Genomic DNA, 18,834 nt, shown 5'->3' with positions numbered 1-18,834 from the left:
GGGGGCGAGTCCATCGATTACAAAGGTCCCGCAGGCACCCTGGATGCGTCAGAACAACTGCCAGGTGTACACCAGCGTCAAGCGGTTCTCGTCGATGTCGCTGCGGTAGTTGGACCGGGCCATGGCATTGCGCACCCGGATCCCCAGCCCCTTCAGCACCCCGCCCTGCACGGCGTAACCGATGTCCAGGTCGCGCTCGCGGTCGCGCCCTTCATAACCCAGCCCAGTGTCGACATTGTTACCGGTGATATAGCGCACGGTCGCCGTCAGCCCCGGCACGCCCATGGCCGCGAAGTTGTAGTCGTAGCGCACCTGGTACGAGCGTTCGTCGGTGTAGGCGAACTCATAGGTCGGCACTTCGTTACCCAGCGGAGAGATGTTGGCGAATACCCGTGGGAACGGGCTGTCGCCATAAATGCCCTGGTAGCCGGCATGGAAGCTGTGCCCGCCATGCCGGGCCGTGAACATCGAGAAAAACGCCTGGTTGTCGATGTTGCCGAGCAACGCATCGCCATCCTCGCGCGCAGTGAAATACCCCAGGTTGGCGCTGAGCACCCAGTTGCCTACGGGCTTGCTGTGCTTGAGGCCGACAAAGCCCTGTTCATAGATGTCCTCCAGCTGCCCGTACCACAGGCTGACGCTGCTCTGGTTGGCATTGAACGCATAGTCCCCGCCCAGGTAGTTGAAGGCATCGCTTTCTGCCTGGCGCATCGGCACATGGCCGAGCATGGCGTTCATCTTGCCGTCGCCGCCTTCGTTGCGCAGGTGGGTGCTTTTCAGGTGCCCGGCCTGCACGGTCAGGCCGTCGATTTCCGCCGAGCTCAGGCTTGCGCCCTGGTAGGTGGGTGGCAACAGGCGGATGTCGCTGAAGGTCAGCACCGGCAGGTTGGGTTGCAGTTCGCCGACGCGCAATTCGGTCCTGGACAACCGGGCCTTGAAGGTGGGCGCCAGGCGGCTGTATTCGTCGGCAGCGCGGCCATCGCCGTGCACCGGCAGCAACCCGGTGTTGGTGCGGTCGGGGCTGCTGTCGAGCTTGATGCCCAGCAGGCCCAGGGCGTCCACGCCAAAGCCGACCGTGCCCGGGGTGTAACCCGACTTGAAGTCGAGGATGAAGCCCTGGGCCCACTCCTCGGCCTTGGATTGCCGGTTGGCCCCGACGATGTCGGAGAAGTCGCGGCTGAAGTAGTAGTTACGGGCACTCAGGGTGGCCTTCGAATCTTCGAAGAAGCCGCCTTCGGCGGCCAGCAACGGTTGGCTGAGCAAAGTCAGGCCCAGGGCGACGCAAGGGGTGTTGTTCATTCCGAAGCTCTCTTGATCTTGTTTTTATGGGTAAAGCGTTGGAAGCACGGTGGTTCATGGTGTACGGCGCAGCACCTCCCGGGCACGTGGCTGGCGCAGCCTGAGCAACCCATGGCTCAGCAGGCCGAACAGCAGGCCCCAGAACGCTGCCGACAGGCCCAGGAAGGCCACCCCCGAAGCGGTGACCAGGAAGGTGAACAGCCCGGCATCGCGCTCGGTTGGTTCCGCCAGGCTGCGGGCCAGGGCTTCGCTGATGGCGCCATACAGGGCCAGCCCGGCCAGGGCGGCGATCAGGGCGGCGGGGAATGCTGCGAACAGCGACATCAGCGTGGCCCCGGCGATCCCCAGCAGCAGGTACAGCGCACTGCCAGCCACCGCCGCGACGTAGCGCCGCCGTGGGTTTTCATGGGCTTCATGGCCAGTGCACAGGCTGGCGGTGACCGCCGCCAGGTTCAGCCCGTGGCAACCGAACGGCGCCAGCGCGGCGCCGGCCAGGGCGCTGGCACTGATGATGGGGCTGGCCGGCGTGGGGTAGCCGGCGTTGCGCAGCACTGCCATGCCCGGCATGAACTGCCCGGTCAGGGCCACCAGCACCAGCGGCAGTGCCAGGCTGAATACCGCTGCCAGGCTGAACTGCGGGGTGACCCACTGCGGCGACGCCAGTTCCAGCACCAACGCCTCGCTGCGAAACGCCCCGCTGGCCACGGTCACCACCGTGCCCACGCACAGCACCGCCGCCACCGCGTAGCGCGGCTGCACCCGGCGCATCAGCACGTAGGTGACGAACATTGCCAGTACGAGCAGCGGTTGCACCGGCAAGGCGCGGAACACCTCGATGCCGAAGCTGAACAGGATGCCGGCCTGCATGCCGGCGGCGATGGAGCCCGGCAGGCGCGCGATGATGCGGTCGAAGGCCCCGCTGATGCCGATCAGCAGCAAAACCAGGTTGGCCACCAGGTAGGCGCCTACGGCCTGTTCCAGGCCCAGTTGCGGCAAGGCGGTGACCAGCAGCGCCGAGCCGGGGATCGACCAGGCGATCACCACCGGCACCCGATAGCGCAGGCTGAGCAGCGCGCCAAGCACGGCGCTGCCCATGGACACTGCCCAGACCCAGGAGGACAGTTGCCGATGTGACAGGCCGGCGGCTTCTGCGGCGTGGAAGATGATCACCAGGGGGCCTGCGTAGGAGATCATCGTGGCGATGCAGCCGGCGACGATGGCGGACAGTGAACTGTCCTTGATCAGGGTTATCATGGCACCTCTCGCATCGGTGATGTATGGCAAGGGCTGCGCCCTTGATCGCCGGCAAGCCAGCTCCCACAGGGATCACACAGGTTTCAGCCCTGTGGTGATCCTGTGGGAGCGGGCGAGCCCGCGAAGAAGCCAGCCCGGTGGCTCAGGCCTCTTGCAAAGCCCGCGGCCGCCCACTGCGCTGTTCATCGGCACCGCCGTGGGCTCCCGCAGGGATCACACAGGTTTCAGCCCTGTGGTGATCCTGTGGGAGCGGGCGAGCCCGCGAAGAAGCCAACCCGGTGGCTCAGGCCTCTTGCAAAGCCCGCGGCCGCCCACTGCGCTGCTCATCGGCACCGCCCCGGGCCCGCTGCAACTGGAAGTCGAATTTCAGCTCGGCATGCCGCCCCGCCTCGCCTTCGACGAACACCACCTCGCCCACCAGCCCATCGCGCGTGGCATAGGCAAAGTCATCCCACAGGTACTTGTCCCCGGCCAGGTTGATCTGCGTGGTCAGGTGTCGGTACCCCGGCGCCGAGATGAAGAAGTGCACATGCGCCGGGCGCTGGCCGTGACGGCCGAGCAGGTCCAGGCACTCCTGGGTCGGCCCCTGTGGATCGCAGCCATACCCGGACGGCACGATGGAGCGCGCGCGGTAGCGCCCTTCGCCATCGGTGATGATGCGCCGGCGCAGGTTGTACTCGGACTGGCTCTGATCGAAGAACGAATAAGTGCCCCGGGTATTGGCATGCCACAGGTCGACCGTGGCCCCCGGCAGCGGCCGGCCTTGCGGGTCGAGCACCTGGCCCTCGAGGTACATCGGCGTGGCCACGCCCTCCTCGCTGCCGTCGTCCATGCGCACTTCACCTTCGGCGATGGGCGCACCGGCCACGTACAGCGGGCCCTCGATGGTGCGTGGGGTGCCGCCGACCAGGCCTGCCTGCTGGTCCTTGGCATCCTGCAGCAAGTCGAGGAAATGCTCGATGCCCAGCCCCGCCACCAGCAGCCCCGCCTCGCCACGGCCGCCAAGGCGGTTGAGGTAGTCGACGGCATGCCAGAACTCGTCCTCGCTGATTTCCAGGTCTTCGATCAGCCGCGCGGTGTCCTGCAGCACGCGTTGCACGATGCGCTTCAGGCGCGGGCTGCCGGCATCGTTGCCAAAGCCTGCGGCCTCTTCGAAGAACTGCTGTACCTCGGCAGTGTGGGAAATTTTCACGGTCATGGTGGGTTACCTCATGTTGTTGTTCTGGAGTTACGCCTGCGCCGCAATGGCCTGGGCATGCCGACGGCCGCTGGCCAGGTGCACGGCCATGGCCAGCGCGGCAATTGCGCCGGGGATGGCGAAGGCGATGAAATTGAGTTGCAGGGGCAGGTTGATGCCCATCAGCGCACCACCCAGCAGCGGGCCGACGATGGCGCCGTTACGGCCGATGCCCGAGGCCCAGCCCAGCCCGGTGGAACGCACCGATAGCCCGTACAGTTGAGCGGCGCCGGCATACAGCAGGATCTGCGTGCCGATGGTGGTGGCGCCGGCAATGAAGATCAGCAGGTACAGCACCGGCATCGGGCTGTTGACGCCCAGCAGGCTGATCGACAGCGCGGCGGCAATGAAGAACGCCACCTTGACCTTGACCAGGTTGTAGCGGTCGCCCAGCCAGCCGCCGAGGATCGCCCCGGCCATGCCGCCGAAGTTCAGTGCCAGCAGGAACGACAGGCTCGAGCCCAGGCTGTAGCCGGCGTTGGCCATCAGCTTCGGCAGCCAGGAACTGAGCGCGTAGACCATCAGCAGGCAGCAGAAGAACGCCAGCCACAGCGCCAGGGTGCGAATGGCCAGGCCATTGCGGAACAGTTCCAGCACCGACGCCTTGCCGCCTTTGCGGTCGGCCGCCTGCAGCACATCATCCGCCTGCACGTCGCAATCCGGGTCCAGCCGCTTGAGCAGCTTGCGAGCCTCGTCGGTACGGCCCTGGCGCACCAGGAAACCGATCGATTCCGGGAGGTGGTAGAGGATCACCGGCAACAGCAGCAGTGGCACCGCTGCGGCGAAGAACATCGATTCCCAACCGAAACGCGGCAGCATGAAGATACCGACACCCGCCGAGAGCATGCCGCCCAGCGAGTAGCCACTGAACATGATCGCCACCAGCGTACTGCGCAGGCGCTTGGGCGCGTACTCGTTCATCAGTGCCACGGCGTTGGGCATCAGGCCGCCACAGCCCAGGCCGGCAATGAAGCGGTAGATGCCGAACTCGCTCGGGCTGCTGGCAAAGCCGTTGAGGATGGTCGCCCCGGAGAACAAGGCGAAGCAGATGGCGATGCCCTTCTTGCGCCCGATGCGATCGGCCAGGCTACCGAACGCCAGGGCGCCGAACATCATGCCGAACAGCGCATAGCTGCCCAGTGCACCGGCCTGCAACGGGGTCAGGCCCCACTCTTTCATGATGACCGGCAGTACCACGCCGTAGATGAACAGGTCATAGCCGTCGAAGATCAGCAGCAGGCCGCACCAGGCCATGACCATCCAGTGGAACGGGGTAAAGCGCGCGTTATCGATGATCGGGTGTACGTCAAGGGTTCGCATGGCATCTGTCGCTCTTGTTTTTGTTGTGAAAGAAAGCTCTTTGCCTTGTGGGTGTCGCTCAGCCGAGGTCGCCGCCCCCTACCGGCAAGGTCACGCCGGTGATGTACGAGGCTTCGTCGGAAGCGAGGAACAGGATTGCGCCCACCTGCTCGTCGATGCTGCCGTAGCGGTGCATCAGGCTGCTGTCGAGGGTCTGGTCGACGATCTGCTGGTACCAGTGCTTTTCCTGTTCGGTCTGCTCGGCACTGTTGCGCGGCACGCGCCGGGGCGGCGCTTCGGTGCCGCCGGGAGCGGTGGCGTTGACCCGGATGCCCCGGCCGGCGGTTTCGAAGGCCAGGCACGCAGTCAGCGCATTGACGCCGCCCTTGGCCGCGCCATAGGGCACGCGGTTGACGCCACGGGTGGCGATGGACGAGACGTTGACGATGGCGCCGCTGCCGCGTTCGAGCATGTACGGCAGTGCGGCATGGCAGCACCACAGGGTGGGGAACAACGAACGGCGTACTTCGGCTTCGATCTGGTCCACTTCGTAGTGTTCGAAGGGCTTGGCCCAGATCGTGCCGCCGACGTTGTTGACCAGGATGTCGAGGCGGCCGAACGCTTCAACCGCGCTGGCCATGACCCGGGCGCAGTCGGCGTGTTGTTCCAGGTCGGCAGTGAGGGTGAGCATGCCCTCGCCGGCCAGTTCGTGAACCAGTTCGGAGCGGTCTACCGCGACCACTTGCGCACCTTCGGCCTTGAGCCGCCAGCACACGCCACGGCCGATGCCCTGGGCGGCACCGGTGACCAGGGCGACCTTGCCTTGGAATCGGTTGTTCATATCCATCTCTCCGGTTCGCCACAGTTCCTGTGGGAGCGGGCATGCCCGCGAATGCGTCCGACCAGACAAAGTTGTTGAACCTGCTGGCCTCTTCGCGGGCACGCCCGCTCCCACAGGGTCGGCGTATTACTTGGAATAAAAGGAATCAGGCCGCCGCCGCGAACTTCTCGTAGTAGAAGTTCGCCGGGGTAATGCCCTGCTCGCGCACGTACTGGCTGACCGCCTCGACCATCGGTGGCGGGCCGCACAGGTACACATCCACATCGCCATCGTTGAGGTGGCGCGGCTCGATGTGCTGGGTCACGTAGCCCTTCTGCGGGTACTGGCTGTCCGGGTTGGCGACGCAGGCGCTGAAGGTGAAGTTGGGGATGCGCGCTGCCAGCGCCTGCAGGCGGTCGAGCTCGACCAGGTCGAAGTCGTTGGTCACGCCGTAGATCAGGTGCAGCGGGTGCTCGCTGCCTTGCTCGGCGATCTTCTCCAGCATCGCGGTAAACGGCGCCAGGCCGGTGCCACCGGCCAGCAGCAGCAGCGGCCGCTGGATCGGCCGCAGGTAGAAGCTGCCCAGCGGCCCGGCCAGGGTCATGCTGTCGCCGGCCTTGGCCAGGTTGGTCAGGAAGCTGCTCATCAGCCCGCCCGGCACGTTGCGGATCAGGAAGCTGACCTCGCCGTCCTTCTGCAGCGAGCTGAACGAATAGGCGCGGCTCTGCTCGCTGCCCGGCACCTTGAGGTTGACATACTGCCCCGGCAGGAAGGCCAGGCGGCTGAGGGCCTCGCCCTTGATCGACAGGGCAATGGTGCTGGCCGACAGCTGGCGGACATCGCTGATGGCAGCCTCGAAGCTGGCCTGCTCGGTCTTGCACAGCTGCGACGACGCCGGGATGCGGATGACGCAGTCGCTTTCGGCGCGCATCTGGCAGGTCAGTACGTAGCCTTCGGCGACTTCGTCTTCGCTCAGGGCGTCTTCGATGAAGTTGTCGCCCAGGTCGTAGCGCCCGGACTCGGCCTTGCACTTGCAGGTACCGCAGGCGCCGTCGCGGCAGTCCAGCGGGATGTTGATGCCCTGGCGGTAGGCGGCATCGGCCACGGTTTCATGGCCGGTGGCCTCGATGAAGCGGGTCACCCCGTCTTCGAAATTCAGTGCGATCTGGTAGCTCATGTTGCACCTCGCGGGCGAGCCGGGCCACGGCACGTCGCAGGACGCACCGGGCAGCGCTCGCAAAACCCTGGATCAGATGTGGTAGATGTCGATGACCTGGCGCACGTAGTCGTTCTTCAGCACCACTTTCTTGGCCTTGATCAGCGGCTGCTCGCCGCGCAGGTCGAGGGTGTAGAAGCTGGTGCCGAAGTAACTGTCGGTGGTCTTGTAGCGGAAGCTCAGGGTGTGCCAGTTGAAGCGCACCTGGCAGCTACCCTCGCCCTGCTCGACGATCTCGATGTTGCTGATGTTGTGCGAGGTGCGGGTGTCGGGCACGGTCGCACTGGAGCGCTCGGTCTTGATGCGGAACACCCGGTCTTCCAGGCCGCCACGGTTGCCGTACCAGATCAGCGAGATTTCGCTTTGTGGGTCTTCGGTAAGGGTGTCGTCATCGTCCCAGCTCGGCATCCAGAAGCTGGCATCGCTGGCGTACAGCTCCAGCCACTGGTCCCACTGGGCATCGTCCAGGTAGCGCGCTTCGCGGTAGAGGAAGTCGCGCACGGTTTCATAAAGGCTCATTGCACGGCCTCCACGGGGATCAGTTTCTGTTCGTCCTTCAGGGCCTGGATCATGGTGTCCTGCCAGTACTTGTGCTGCAGCACGAACAGGCCTTCGTCCTCGGTGCGTACGCCCGACAGCAGCGGCTTGAGTTCGATCTCCCTGGCCGCCTCGTCGGCGCCTTCCACCCAGTGCGCAGCGCCGCGGGACATGTCGTTCCAGCCGGTGCCGCCGCCGTAGCCGGTCTGGCACGAGCGGAACTCTTCCAGGTCATCCGGGGTGGCCATGCCGCTGACGTTGAAGAAGTCTTCGTACTGGCGAATGCGCTTGGCGCGGGCATCGGCGCTCTCGCCTTTCGGTGCGATGCAGTAGATGGTGATTTCGGTCTTGTTCACCGAAATCGGCCGGGCGATGCGGATCTGCGAGCTGAACTGGTCCATCAGGTACACGTTCGGGTACAGGCACAGGTTACGCGAGTTCTCGATCATCCAGTCGGCACGGGCCTGGCCGAAGTCGGCGGCCAGCTGGTCACGGCGCTCGTAGGCCGGGCGGTCCTCGGGGTTGGCCCAGCGGGTCCACAGCAGCAGGTGGCCGTGGTCGAAGGAGTAGAAGCCACCGCCCTGCTTGGCCCAGGCGCCGGCGCTCATGGTCTTGATCTCTTCACCCGCCTCGCGCTGCTTGCGCTGGTTCTGGGTGGCGGCGTAGTTCCAGTGCACGGAACTGACGTGGTAGCCGTCGGCGCCGTTCTCGGCAGTGAGCTTCCAGTTGCCTTCGTAGATGTACGAGCTGGCACCGCGCAGCACTTCCAGGCCTTCCGGCGACTGGTCGACGATCATGTCGATGATCTTGGCCGACTCGCCCAGGTGCTCGACCAGCGGCTTGACGTCGGCATTCAGGCTGCCGAACAGGAAGCCACGGTACGACTCGAAGCGCGCCACCTTGGTCAGGTCATGGGAGCCGTCGCAGTTGAAGCTGTCGGGGTAGCCGGCGTTGCTCGGGTCTTTGACCTTGAGCAGCTTGCCGCTGTTGTTGAAGGTCCAGCCGTGGAACGGGCAGGTGTAGCTGGAGCGGTTGCCGCGCTTGTGCCGGCAGAGCATGGCGCCGCGGTGGCTGCAGGCGTTGAGGAAGGCATTGAGCTCACCGTCCTTGTTGCGCGCGATGAAGATCGGCTGGCGCCCCATGGTCAGGGTGAGGAAGTCGTTTTTCTCGGGGATCTGGCTTTCATGGGCCAGGTAGATCCAGTTGCCCTCGAAGATGTGTTTCATCTCCAGGTCGAACAGGCGTGGGTCGGTGAACATCTCGCGCTTGCAGCGGTAGATGCCCTTTTCACGGTCGTCCTCGAGCAAGGCATTGAGGTAGTCGAATCCCAGGGACATGGCCAGGGTCTCCCTTGTTATTGTTTAGACCTGGTCAGGTTAGGGATTGGTATTGGGCGGGAATATCCGGTTTGTGCGCGGTGCTATCCGTTTTGTGCAGGCTGGTGTTTCTGCGGGGGCCCTGTGGGAGCGGGTTCACCCGCGAAGAGGCCGGTGCGGCTCAGCGCCGATTACGCAAGGTTTCCGAGGGCAACTCGCCAAACTGCTGCCGATACACCTCGGAAAACCGCCCCAGGTGCATGAAGCCATAATCCATGGCCAGTTCGGTCACGCTGCGTACCGAGCAACTGGCATCACCCAGGCAGGCATGTACCTGCTCCAGCTTGCGCTGGCGCACATACTGCTTGGGCGTGGTCTGCAGATGCCGGTCGAACAATGCATACAACGAGCGCAGGCTCATGCACGCCTGCTCCGCCAGTGCTTCAGCTGTCAGTTCAAGCTTCAGGTTGCGCTCGATGTAGTCAAGAATGCGCTCAAGCCCCGCTTGCGGCGCGCTCAGGCTTTCGCGGCGGATATTGGTGCTCATCAAGGTCAGCAGCTTGCTGGCGACGATCTGGCTGTAGTGGCCCTGCACCCTAGGCAGCGAATCGCTCACCTCTGCCTCCTGGCAGACCATGGCCAGCAGGTTGACGAACCCGTCCAGTTCGTCCAGCCGGTAATGGTTGCGCAAGAACCGCACCCCGCCATCGGGGCGGTGCCAGCGCTGTTCGTCGCAGATCGAGTCCAGTAGCCGGGTCGGCACCTTGAGGATGAATTTTTCGCAGTCTTCCGAGTAGGTCAGGTCAACCGGGTCGTCGGGGTTGATCAGCAACAGCTCGCCCGGCACCAGGTGATGCTCGCGCTTGTGCCCACGCCACAGGCAGTTGCCGTTGAGCAGCACCTGCAGGTGGTAGATGGTTTCCAGTGCCGGCGAGGTAACGCGCACGCTGCCGCCGTAGCTGATGCGGCACAGGTCGAGTTCAGCGAACTTGCGGTGGCTGAGGCTGGCTTGCGGGTGAGTGGTGCGGGACAGACCGATGCAATGCTGGCCTACGTGCTGGTTCACATAATCGGACACAGCATAAGGGTCGGCGTGATGAAACACGCTACTACGCTCGCTCAGCAGGCGGCTTTCCATAGGCAAGGCACTCGGATCGTTATTGTTCTGGTCGCCGCTTCCTACGGCCCGGTGGGGCTGTGGTTGCGGTCGTCACGGTCATTCTATCGAGCCGGCTGCGGGTCGCGGGGGCAGGCGACAACCGGTGGATGGGCACACTTAAGCAAAAAGGCGGGGGGTTGGGCAATGCGACCTTTGGAATGGATGGGCGAATGGCGGACAGGACAGCCAGGGTCTGTGTTCGTTTATCGAACGGTATTTTCCTGTGCTGTCCTCTTCGCGGGCACGCCCGCTCCCACAGGGATCACCGCGGCCTCAAGACCTATGCAAAACCTGTGGGAGCGGGCATGCCCGCGAAGAGGCCGGTACAGGCAACCCAGAACCGCCCACTTCACTGCACCGGCAGGAAGTTCATCAACAGCAGGCTCTGCGCATAATTCAAACCAATCCGCCTGTATCGCTCATCCAGCAACTCCGCCAGCAAGTCCAGCCGTGCCACGATCTTGCCGAACTCCACGGCAAAACTTAGGTTGCTGCCCTCTTCCGAGATTTCGTTGGAGAACAACAGCAGCACGCCATTGGCATCCTGCCGCTGGCTCAGCATCCAGGTGGCCTTCTCGATATTGCGCGCCGCGTTGTTGACGAACAGCGGGTCGATGGTATCGGTCATGTAGAACTCGGTACGCCCGCCGTGCGCGGTGATCAGCATGCTGCCGATGGCGTAGATGAAGGCGCCGACCCGGTCACCGCGAAACTCGGGGCTCAGGGCATAGCTCAAGGCTGCCAGGTCGCGACGGTTGCCCAGTTGCGGCAAGGGCTGGCGTTGTTCGATTGCGATACGGATCTGCCGCTCGGCAGTGGCCGCGTCCACGTAGCCGGACAGCTTCCACTGGTTGGGGTTGCGCAGGTAAAGCTTGTTCATCAGCAGGTACAAGCTCTGCAGGTTGTCGCGCATGGACAGCGTGGCCAGGCGGTCGACGCTGGTCTGGAACAGTTCGCTGGGCTTGCCGTTGCCGAGCTGGTTGACCATGTCGCGACCCTGCTGCTGGGTGCAGGCGCACAGGCACGTGAGGGTGCCTGCCAATAGCAGGCGAAGGAAGAATTTTGGCTTGCTTGCAACCATCGGCACCGGGTCGATATTCGGCGGCCGCACCGGGGATCAGTGTGGCCTGGCCAAGCATAGAGCCCGGAAATTGGAAAAAGTGCGGTGATCGGGGGTTTTGCATACCTGTGCCGGCCTCTTCGCGGAGCACCTGTGGTGAACCTGTGGGAGCGGGCAAGCCCGCGAAGAGGCCGGCAAAAGCAACACATGAATCACATGGCGTGACGCAACATCTCCACCACCTGTGCATGCAGCGCCGGGTCACCACAGGCCACCACGCACCCGCCATACTGCGCGCTGCTGCCATCCCACGCCGTGATCACCCCGCCCGCCCCTTCGATGATCGGCATCAGCGCCTGCACGTCATACGGCTGCAGGCTCGCCTCGACGATCACGTCGACAAACCCGGAAGCCAGCATGCAGTAGGCATAGCAATCGCCACCGTAGCGCATCAGGCGCGCCTTGCCGGCAACGGCCTCGAACGCAGCCTTGCGCGCGGCGGTATCGAACATGTCCGGGGTCGTGCACATCAGCGTGGCCGAGGCCAGGTCGGCACAGGCGCGGGTCTGCAACGGCGTACCGCTGCGCCAGGCGCCTTCCGGTGTGCCGACAAAGCGTTCGCCGGTGAACGGCTGGTTCATCACCCCTACCACCGGGCGCGTGCCGTCGTTCAGGGCAATCAGCGTGCCCCACAGCGGCAGGCCGGTGATGAAGGCACGGGTGCCGTCGATCGGGTCGAGCACCCAGGTCAGCGGGCTGCTGCCGACTGCCACGCCGGCTTCTTCACCGAGAATGCCGTGGTCGGGATAGCGGGCCTGGATCAGCTCGCGCATGGCGTCCTCGGCAGCCTTGTCGGCCACGGTCACCGGGTCGTACAGGCGCCCACCCTTGTCCTCGACGTCCAGGCTGGCGCGAAAGTATGGCTTGATCGCCACGGCAGCAGCATCGGCCAGCTGCTCGGCGAAGGCGCGGAATTCGCCGATCTGTTCAGCGCTCAGGGACATGGGGCGGGCCTCGTGAAAATGATGGGGCCCGCATCATACCCGACACACCGTGCCGCGCCAGCCTCCGTCGGCTGCTCATGCGGCCCTGCGCGGTCTAGACTGAACAAGACCAGACACCGGGGGGCTGCCACACGTGGAGGTGTGAGATGAGCCAGTTCAAGCGTCTGTTCGTCATGCTCGGCCCGCAGATGCGCCACACGCCAGCGCTGCAACGCGCTGCGGCATTGGCGGAATCCAGCGGTGCCTTGCTGGATATCAACGTGTTCGTCGACGATGTCGACACCTTCGGTTTGATGAGCGATAGCCGCGAGCGTGAGCGGCTGCTCAGCGACAACCGCCAATGGCTGGCGGACGAAGCCGAACAACTGGCCAACGCCGGCCTGGATGTGTCTACCGAACTACTGCTGACCCGCGATCCGCTGGGCAGCGTGCTGGAGCGGGTGGAACGGCTGGGTTGCGACCTGCTGATCAAGGACGTGCAGCACGAACCGGTGCTCAAGCGCCTGCTGGTAACGCCACTGGACTGGCAGTTGCTCAAGGACAGCCCGGTCGCCGTGCACCTGGTCAGCGATATCCGCCTGCCCCTGCCCCGGCAGATTGCCGCCGCGGTGGACCTGAACAGCCATGGCGCCGGCGAGCACCTGGATGAGCAGGTGATCCATTGCGCCCATGCCCTGGCCCTGCAGTGCAATGCCGAACTGCACCTGCTGCATGTGTGCGACGCGGCCAAGACCCACATTGCCGACTTCGGCGCCGGCACGGTGACCATGCCCGGCTTCGATGTCAGCGTGCGCACCGCGCAGCGGGCGGCGTTCAACCGGCTGGGCGACCACCACCAGATCCCGCTGGAGCGCAGGCACTTCCTGGAAGGGGCCGCGATCAAGGTGATTGCCCAGTTCGTCGGGCACAGCCGGGCGGATGTGATCGTGATGGGCAGCCACCGGCATGACGCCATGCAGACGTTCCTGGGCGGGACCACGGCGCATGTGCTGGAACATCCGTTGTGCAATGTGCTGGCGATCAAGGCGGTTCGCTGAGAGCTGCTGCACCTGAACTGGCCAATTCGCGGGCGCGCCCGCTCCCACAGGTCATGCACAAAGCCTGAGCCTGTGACGAACCTGTGGGAGCGGGCGTGCCCGCGAAGAATCCAGCACAAATTCCACTTGGTATCTGGTACACCAGTGCTACATAAAAAGAATGCATTTGATAATGATTCGTAGTAGTTTCTCGGCGCTTGCCCACCCTACCCTCAGCGCCCTACTCCAGGATCGTACCGTCGATGCGTCGCACGTTCGTTTCGCTTTGTGTGCTTCATGCTGTCTCCCCGCTGGCCTTTGCCGAGCCTGAACCGCTCGGCGAACCCGCCCAGATCGAACTCCAGGCCCTGAACATCACCAGCAGCGCCGACAGCGAACGTGCCGATGGCCCGGTCGAGGGCTACAAGGCTACCCGCTCGGCCAGCGCCACCCGCACCGACACCGCCCTGCACGAAACCCCGCAATCGGTCAGCGTGGTGCCCAAAGATGTATTGGAGGACACCGGCGCCACGCGCCTGCAGGATGGCCTGGACTACGCCGGCGGTGTCGGCCGCGCCAACAACTTCGGCGGCCAGGGCCTGACCACCTTCACCGTGCGTGGCTTCACCACCGGGGAGTTCTACCGCAACGGTTTCCCGATCAACCGCGGCTACCCCAACGCCCCCGACGCCAACACCGTCGAGCGCCTGGAAGTGATCCGTGGCCCGGCCAGCAGCCTGTACGGCCGTGGCGACCCCGGCGGCACCTTCAACGTGGTCAGCAAGCAGCCGCTGCCAGAGTCGAAAGTTACCCTGGGCAGCCAGTTCGATGACCAGGGCATGCACCGCGCGACCCTGGACGCCACCGGGCCGCTGAACCAGGACGGCTCGCTGGCCTACCGCCTGAACCTGCTGGGCGAAGGCGGCGAAAGCTTCCGTGACGACGTGGAAAGCGAGCGCTATGACGTGGCGCCGGTGCTCAGCTGGCAGGTCAACGACAGCACGAAGATCGTCTTCGAGGGCGATTTCATGCGCAACAACCACCCGCTGGACCGTGGCCTGACCCGCTACGCCACCCAGACTGGCAGCGCCTCGCGCGATACCTACATCTGGGAGAAAGGCAGCGACAACCTGCTGCACAATGACAACAACATGGCCCAGTTGCGTTTCGAGCACCTGCTCAACGACAACTGGACGCTGGGTGGAGGCTTCCAATACCTTGACGGTTCACTCAAAGGCAATGCTGTAGAGGCCACCAGTGCCCCTGCAGATGGCCGCACCCTGCAGCGCAACTTCAATTACCGCAAGCTGGAGTGGACCGACCGCGACTGGCAGCTGAACCTCACCGGGCATTTCGATACAGGCGCGTTCAGCCACACCCTGCTGACCGGCGTCGAGTACGAGAACTATCACTACAGTTCGATCATTCGACGTTCCACCGCGCCCTACACGATCGATATCTACAACCCGGTACTAGGCCAGCCGAGGCCGGAGCTGGCAGCGGTACCAACCACCTGGGACAGCGAGAAGCTCGAGACCTGGGCGTATTTCATCCAGGACCAGGTGGCTCTGACTGAGCGCTTGAAGGCACTTGCAGGTGTTCGCTTCGAGCGTTTCGAGCATGACTACGACGACAAGCGGCCCGCAAACCGAGACTTCAGCAAAGGCGAGAATGGCGTCACCCCGCGCGTTGGCCTGATCTACGACCTGACCGATACGGTTGCCGTCTATGCCAATACCGCCCGTTCGTTCAAGCCCAACAGCGGCGCCAGCCTGCAAGGTTCGGGCTTCGATCCGGAGAAAGGCAAGTCGTATGAGCTGGGTGTGAAATGGGAAGCGCCGGACCGTCAACTGAGCGTTGACGCGGCGATCTACCACATCGTCAAGGAAAATGTGCTGACACGCGACCCGGCGGACCCCAACTACAACCTTGCCGCTGGCGAAGTACGTAGCCGTGGCCTGGATATCAACGTTGCCGGAAACCTGACACCGGAGTGGCGTGTGATCGGTGGTTATGCCTACGTTGACGCTGAAGTGACCAAGGACAACCGCCTGCCCTCTGGCACCCGGCTGGCGAACATTCCAAGGAACAGCTTCAGCCTGCTCAACACCTACGAATTCCAGGACGGATTGGCTAAAGGCCTTGGTCTGGGGGTTGGGGTGAAGTACGTCGATGACCGCAATGGCCAAACCGAGGCAGTGACTTACAACATGGACCAGTACACCGTTGTCGACCTGCTGGCCTTTTACAAGGTCAACGACAACATTCGCCTCAACCTGGACCTGAAGAACCTGTTCAACAAGGAATACGACGAGGGAGCATTCAACTTCTACGCCTACCCAGGCGCGCCGCGGACAGTGCAAGCTGGGGTTTCGTATACCTTCTGACAGTTAATGGGGCTGCTTTGCAGCCCATCGCCGGCAAGCCAGCTCCCACCTCGACCGCATCATCCCAGCCATACGCAGTCCCTTTAGGGGCCAGCGCAGACCCAAAGAACTGCGCGGTCCCTGTGGGAGCAGGCTTTCCGGCGATGGGCCGCAAAGCGGCCCCCGGTCTCAGAACCCTTTGCTGTAGAACAGCGAGTACGACTCGATGCCGTCGTTAGGCTGCTTGAGCCCCGCGTTGGAGTAGTGCATCGCGCGGATCCCCACCTTCTGCTCCCCCGGCAGTTTCAGACCGAAGCCCATGCGGTCTTCGAAGTTGACCGACGAGCCCAGACGCTGGTCGCCCACGTCGGTCTTGGAAAACGCCGCCAGGCCAATGCCGGCCTCGATGTACGGGGTATAGGTGAAACCGCTGAACTCGTAGGTGAACACCGGGCTGAACGACAGCGAGTGCGCGCCACTGGCCTCACCGCCTTCCCAATAGGTGTAGGCCGCATCCCAGTATCCGGTCAGATGACCGGTGCTGCTTTCCAGCCATTTCTTGTCCCAGTCGAACGACAGGCCGATACGGTAGGTCATGTCGCCTTGGCCAGTGGCGCCGACGGCGCCGGTCACCTGTGCTGCCTGAGCCAGATTCGTTCCGGCAAAGGCCAGCACTGCAGCAGCCAACGAAGCTGCTAGACGGGTTTTCATCAATGACTTCTCCTGATGGTCTATACGGCAAGCGGGGGCTTGGGCCCCTCGATCTTATGTGGCGACCGGATGCATCCAGACCGGTCACACGAAGTAATACTTTTCTGATTATCGACCAGATAAACACAAAGTTGAAAGTGAATTGCCACCATTGGCTAATACCCTGCGCCAACATCTGCCATGCCGAACAGCAGCGGTCAGTCGTATTCCGCCTCTTCGTGTTCGCCCAGCAGGCGCCTTTGCCTGGGTGTTGCCTCCTCCAGCACCTGCGGGTTGAAACGCCAGTTCAGGTACGGCGAAAACTTCTGCGCGACCATGCGCCGGCCATAGTGCACTTGCAGCATGTCGCGCTCGCGTGACTGGGTGCAGTTGGCCCCGCCGCTGTGCCAGACATCGCTGCGAAACACCAGCGCGTCCCCTGCCTTGCACAGCACCGGCTGGGCCTCACGGCCCTGCCAGTGTTGCTCGCCAGCCTGTGGTGGCCGCGCCGCGCGGTGGCTGCCGGGCACAATCCAGGTCGGCCCGATGTGATGGTCGATATCGCTCAGGTACAGCTGCACAGTCAGGATCTGCGGGGGCTGGGTGAAGTCGCCGCGTTCGCTGAGCCAGTCGGGCAACTGCATGGGCAGATGGTCCAGGTGCAGGGCCACGCCGGGGTAGCCCGGGTGGCTGCGCCAGGCGGTCTGGCCGATCACATGGCAGTCGGCGCCCAGTGCCGCTTCGGCCAGGGCAATCAGCGGCGGCAGGTCGAGAAAGGGCAACCACAACGGGTTGCGGTTGAACACGCACTTGTAGTGTTCCAGCAGCCCTTGGTAATCCCAGTGGATGGGCTGCAGGTCATCGATAGCGCAGCGTAACAAGGCGATACGCAAGGGTTCGAGCACACCGGGGAGCAACACATAGCCCCGCTCGTCCAACATCTCCAGCTGAAGGTCCAGGCTCATGGCGATGCGCTCCTTTCAGGCAGGAGCACATCCGTACTCCTGCCCGTTTTTCCATCAACGCCAGTTCAGGTTCACGGTCGCGGGGGTCTTGCCATTCACGGTCACCAATTGCTGCACCGTCTCACCTTGGGCGTTGCCAGTCACTTTGTATTTGCCGGGAGGCAACTGCACATACAGCAGCGGCCCGGCATCCGTAAGGCTGAGCACGGGCTGGCCCTGTGCATTCTGGATGTCGACGGTGGCACCGCTCTGGAACTTGCCTTCCGGGCCGGTGGAGAGTTCCACGTGCAGGTCATAGCCCGGGGTCTTGCGCAGGGCGTTGGCTTCGTCCTGGCCGATGCCGCCTTGCAGGTAGCGGACGCCGTTCTGCTCCTGCTGTTGCAGTTGCACGGCCTGCATGTCGATGGGGGCATTGAGGTCGGCGGCGGCCGCCAGGGTCCATGGCAGCGCCAGGGTGATCAGCAGCGCCGCGCCGAGGGCATAGTGATGGTTACGCATGGTACGACCCTCCTTTCGAGGATGGCTTACCTATTATCTGATCCTTCGGGCGTAACGGCGTTCGTGCTGATGCATGGTCGTCTGGATGAAATTCGCATCAATGGTGTGAATATTGTGCTGGAACATCAGGTTGCGCGCCCTTCCTCAAGCAGTTTCACGAACATGCTCAAACTGCGCGATACCGTGCCCCGGCGCCACACCAGCCAGGTCTTCAGGTAACGGAAATCCTCCGACATCGGCCAGGCACTGACGGTGCTGCAACCGGGCATGTTGTCGAGCATGCTGCGCGGCATCATGGCCAGGCCGGCGCCGGCGCTGACGCAGGCCAGCATGCCGTGGTACGACTCCATTTCGTGGATCTTGCCCGGCACCGCCTGGTCCTGCACGAACCAGTTCTCGAAGTGGTGGCGGTACGAACAGTTGGCGCGGAAGGCGTAGATGCTTTCGCCGTTGACGTCCTGGGCGCGGGTTACCGGGGCGTGGTTGAGCGGCGCGATGACCATCATTTCTTCCTCGAACACCGGCATGCCTTCCAGCGTCGGGTGCAGCACCGGCCCGTCGACGAACGCCGCCACCAGGCGGCCAGACAACACGCCTTCGAGCATGGTCCCGGAAGGCCCGGTGGACAGGTCCAGGTCGACCTTGGGGTAGCGCTGGTTGTAGGCCGCCAGCAAGGCCGGGATGCGCACCGCGGCCGTGCTTTCCAGCGACCCCAGGGCGAAGGTGCCTTGCGGGTCTTCACCGGCCACGGTCAGCCGCGCCTCGTGCACCAGGTCGAGGATGCGCCGTGTGTATTCGAGGAAGTTCCAGCCCGCGGGGGACAGGCGCAGGCGGCTCTTCTCGCGGATGAACAGCTCCACGCCCAGGTCCTCCTCCAGTTGCTTGATACGCGTGGTCAGGTTCGACGGCACCCGATGGATATGCTGCGCGGCGGCACTGATGCTGCCCTGCTCTGCCACGGCCTTGAAGATCTCCAGTTGCACCAGGTCCACAGCCTTTCTCCAAACGTGAATGTTTCGCTCATTATTATTCAGTTTTCATTAAAGCCATAGCCCACTAGTCTGGCGTCACGGTTCAACAACAACGAGAGTGTCCCGC

General features: G+C 63.8%; 17 protein-coding genes. 2 read left to right on the top strand and 15 right to left on the bottom strand.

Going from position 1 to position 18,834, the window contains the following annotated elements:
* Positions 1-48: 48 nt before the first annotated feature.
* From B2790_RS06105 to hisN, 11 genes are all read right to left on the bottom strand, one after another.
* Positions 49-1,299: an OprD family porin gene (locus B2790_RS06105; protein WP_075045183.1), complete on the bottom strand. Its 1,251-nt coding sequence runs from the start codon at positions 1,297-1,299 to the stop codon at positions 49-51.
* Between the two features lie 54 nt (positions 1,300-1,353).
* A complete protein-coding gene (locus B2790_RS06100) occupies positions 1,354-2,553 on the bottom strand; it encodes a benzoate/H(+) symporter BenE family transporter (protein WP_286918458.1) in 1,200 nt (399 codons plus the stop codon).
* Between the two features lie 283 nt (positions 2,554-2,836).
* Entirely contained in the window at positions 2,837-3,751 is a 915-nt protein-coding gene (catA, locus tag B2790_RS06095; RefSeq protein ID WP_286101846.1) for a catechol 1,2-dioxygenase, read from the bottom strand.
* A gap of 30 nt (positions 3,752-3,781) precedes the next feature.
* A complete protein-coding gene (locus tag B2790_RS06090) occupies positions 3,782-5,110 on the bottom strand; it encodes an MFS transporter (RefSeq protein ID WP_286918457.1) in 1,329 nt (442 codons plus the stop codon).
* A 58-nt stretch (positions 5,111-5,168) separates the two neighbouring features.
* Positions 5,169-5,930, bottom strand: a complete 762-nt coding sequence (locus B2790_RS06085) for a 1,6-dihydroxycyclohexa-2,4-diene-1-carboxylate dehydrogenase (RefSeq protein ID WP_137163876.1) — start codon at positions 5,928-5,930, stop codon at positions 5,169-5,171.
* Between the two features lie 145 nt (positions 5,931-6,075).
* The gene (gene benC / locus B2790_RS06080) at positions 6,076-7,086 is read right to left on the bottom strand and encodes a benzoate 1,2-dioxygenase electron transfer component BenC (RefSeq protein ID WP_025339040.1); all 1,011 of its coding nucleotides are present in this window, start codon (positions 7,084-7,086) and stop codon (positions 6,076-6,078) included.
* Positions 7,087-7,158: 72 nt separating this feature from the next.
* Entirely contained in the window at positions 7,159-7,644 is a 486-nt protein-coding gene (gene benB, locus B2790_RS06075; protein ID WP_004374327.1) for a benzoate 1,2-dioxygenase small subunit, read from the bottom strand.
* On the bottom strand, positions 7,641-8,999 hold the full coding sequence (benA, locus tag B2790_RS06070) for a benzoate 1,2-dioxygenase large subunit (RefSeq protein WP_286918456.1): 1,359 nt from the start codon (positions 8,997-8,999) through the stop codon (positions 7,641-7,643). Before benA ends, benB begins: the two co-directional genes overlap by 4 nt.
* A gap of 160 nt (positions 9,000-9,159) precedes the next feature.
* A complete protein-coding gene (locus B2790_RS06065) occupies positions 9,160-10,116 on the bottom strand; it encodes a helix-turn-helix transcriptional regulator (RefSeq protein ID WP_286918455.1) in 957 nt (318 codons plus the stop codon).
* 370 nt (positions 10,117-10,486) lie between these two features.
* On the bottom strand, positions 10,487-11,218 hold the full coding sequence (locus tag B2790_RS06060) for a hypothetical protein (RefSeq protein WP_025339031.1): 732 nt from the start codon (positions 11,216-11,218) through the stop codon (positions 10,487-10,489).
* 191 nt (positions 11,219-11,409) lie between these two features.
* Positions 11,410-12,201, bottom strand: coding sequence for a histidinol-phosphatase (gene hisN / locus B2790_RS06055; protein WP_286918454.1), 792 nt, complete (start codon positions 12,199-12,201; stop codon positions 11,410-11,412).
* A gap of 146 nt (positions 12,202-12,347) precedes the next feature.
* Between hisN and B2790_RS06050 the strand changes: the two genes are divergently transcribed.
* Complete coding sequence (locus tag B2790_RS06050; protein ID WP_025339029.1) at positions 12,348-13,238, top strand: universal stress protein; 891 nt, start codon at positions 12,348-12,350, stop codon at positions 13,236-13,238.
* Between the two features lie 242 nt (positions 13,239-13,480).
* Positions 13,481-15,604, top strand: a complete 2,124-nt coding sequence (locus tag B2790_RS06045) for a TonB-dependent siderophore receptor (RefSeq protein WP_286918453.1) — start codon at positions 13,481-13,483, stop codon at positions 15,602-15,604.
* Positions 15,605-15,772: 168 nt separating this feature from the next.
* On the opposite strand, the gene B2790_RS06040 is transcribed toward B2790_RS06045, so the two are convergent.
* The 4 genes from B2790_RS06040 to ptrR all read right to left on the bottom strand — a co-directional run bounded on the left by B2790_RS06040 (position 15,773) and on the right by ptrR (position 18,728).
* Positions 15,773-16,294 carry an acyloxyacyl hydrolase gene (locus tag B2790_RS06040; RefSeq protein WP_286918452.1) on the bottom strand — a complete coding sequence of 174 codons (522 nt, stop codon included), beginning with the start codon at positions 16,292-16,294 and terminating at the stop codon, positions 15,773-15,775.
* Between the two features lie 197 nt (positions 16,295-16,491).
* The gene (locus B2790_RS06035; RefSeq protein WP_286918451.1) at positions 16,492-17,238 is read right to left on the bottom strand and encodes a phytanoyl-CoA dioxygenase family protein; all 747 of its coding nucleotides are present in this window, start codon (positions 17,236-17,238) and stop codon (positions 16,492-16,494) included.
* Between the two features lie 54 nt (positions 17,239-17,292).
* Positions 17,293-17,736, bottom strand: coding sequence for a hypothetical protein (locus tag B2790_RS06030; protein ID WP_025339026.1), 444 nt, complete (start codon positions 17,734-17,736; stop codon positions 17,293-17,295).
* 125 nt (positions 17,737-17,861) lie between these two features.
* Positions 17,862-18,728: a putrescine utilization regulator PtrR gene (gene ptrR / locus B2790_RS06025; protein WP_013972688.1), complete on the bottom strand. Its 867-nt coding sequence runs from the start codon at positions 18,726-18,728 to the stop codon at positions 17,862-17,864.
* Between the last annotated feature and the right edge of the window lie 106 nt (positions 18,729-18,834).

The sequence above is a fragment of the Pseudomonas sp. UBA6753 genome (assembly GCF_002453565.1).
Classification (GTDB): Bacteria; Pseudomonadota; Gammaproteobacteria; order Pseudomonadales; family Pseudomonadaceae; genus Aquipseudomonas; species Aquipseudomonas putida_Z.
This window is presented reverse-complemented; position numbering and strand designations above follow the sequence as displayed.

Bases quoted from the DNA above. Each gene is read 5' to 3' on its own strand.
- hisN (WP_286918454.1), bottom strand. From the start codon at position 12,201: ATGTCCCTGAGCGCTGAACAGATCGGCGAATTCCGCGCCTTCGCCGAG.
- B2790_RS06060 (WP_025339031.1), bottom strand. From the start codon at position 11,218: ATGGTTGCAAGCAAGCCAAAATTCTTCCTTCGCCTGCTATTGGCAGGC.
- B2790_RS06040 (WP_286918452.1), bottom strand. From the start codon at position 16,294: ATGAAAACCCGTCTAGCAGCTTCGTTGGCTGCTGCAGTGCTGGCCTTT.
- B2790_RS06050 (WP_025339029.1), top strand. From the start codon at position 12,348: ATGAGCCAGTTCAAGCGTCTGTTCGTCATGCTCGGCCCGCAGATGCGC.
- B2790_RS06105 (WP_075045183.1), bottom strand. From the start codon at position 1,299: ATGAACAACACCCCTTGCGTCGCCCTGGGCCTGACTTTGCTCAGCCAA.
- B2790_RS06045 (WP_286918453.1), top strand. From the start codon at position 13,481: ATGCGTCGCACGTTCGTTTCGCTTTGTGTGCTTCATGCTGTCTCCCCG.
- benB (WP_004374327.1), bottom strand. From the start codon at position 7,644: ATGAGCCTTTATGAAACCGTGCGCGACTTCCTCTACCGCGAAGCGCGC.
- B2790_RS06085 (WP_137163876.1), bottom strand. From the start codon at position 5,930: ATGAACAACCGATTCCAAGGCAAGGTCGCCCTGGTCACCGGTGCCGCC.
- B2790_RS06030 (WP_025339026.1), bottom strand. From the start codon at position 17,736: ATGCGTAACCATCACTATGCCCTCGGCGCGGCGCTGCTGATCACCCTG.
- B2790_RS06090 (WP_286918457.1), bottom strand. From the start codon at position 5,110: ATGCGAACCCTTGACGTACACCCGATCATCGATAACGCGCGCTTTACC.
- benC (WP_025339040.1), bottom strand. From the start codon at position 7,086: ATGAGCTACCAGATCGCACTGAATTTCGAAGACGGGGTGACCCGCTTC.
- catA (WP_286101846.1), bottom strand. From the start codon at position 3,751: ATGACCGTGAAAATTTCCCACACTGCCGAGGTACAGCAGTTCTTCGAA.
- benA (WP_286918456.1), bottom strand. From the start codon at position 8,999: ATGTCCCTGGGATTCGACTACCTCAATGCCTTGCTCGAGGACGACCGT.
- B2790_RS06035 (WP_286918451.1), bottom strand. From the start codon at position 17,238: ATGAGCCTGGACCTTCAGCTGGAGATGTTGGACGAGCGGGGCTATGTG.
- B2790_RS06100 (WP_286918458.1), bottom strand. From the start codon at position 2,553: ATGATAACCCTGATCAAGGACAGTTCACTGTCCGCCATCGTCGCCGGC.
- B2790_RS06065 (WP_286918455.1), bottom strand. From the start codon at position 10,116: ATGGAAAGCCGCCTGCTGAGCGAGCGTAGTAGCGTGTTTCATCACGCC.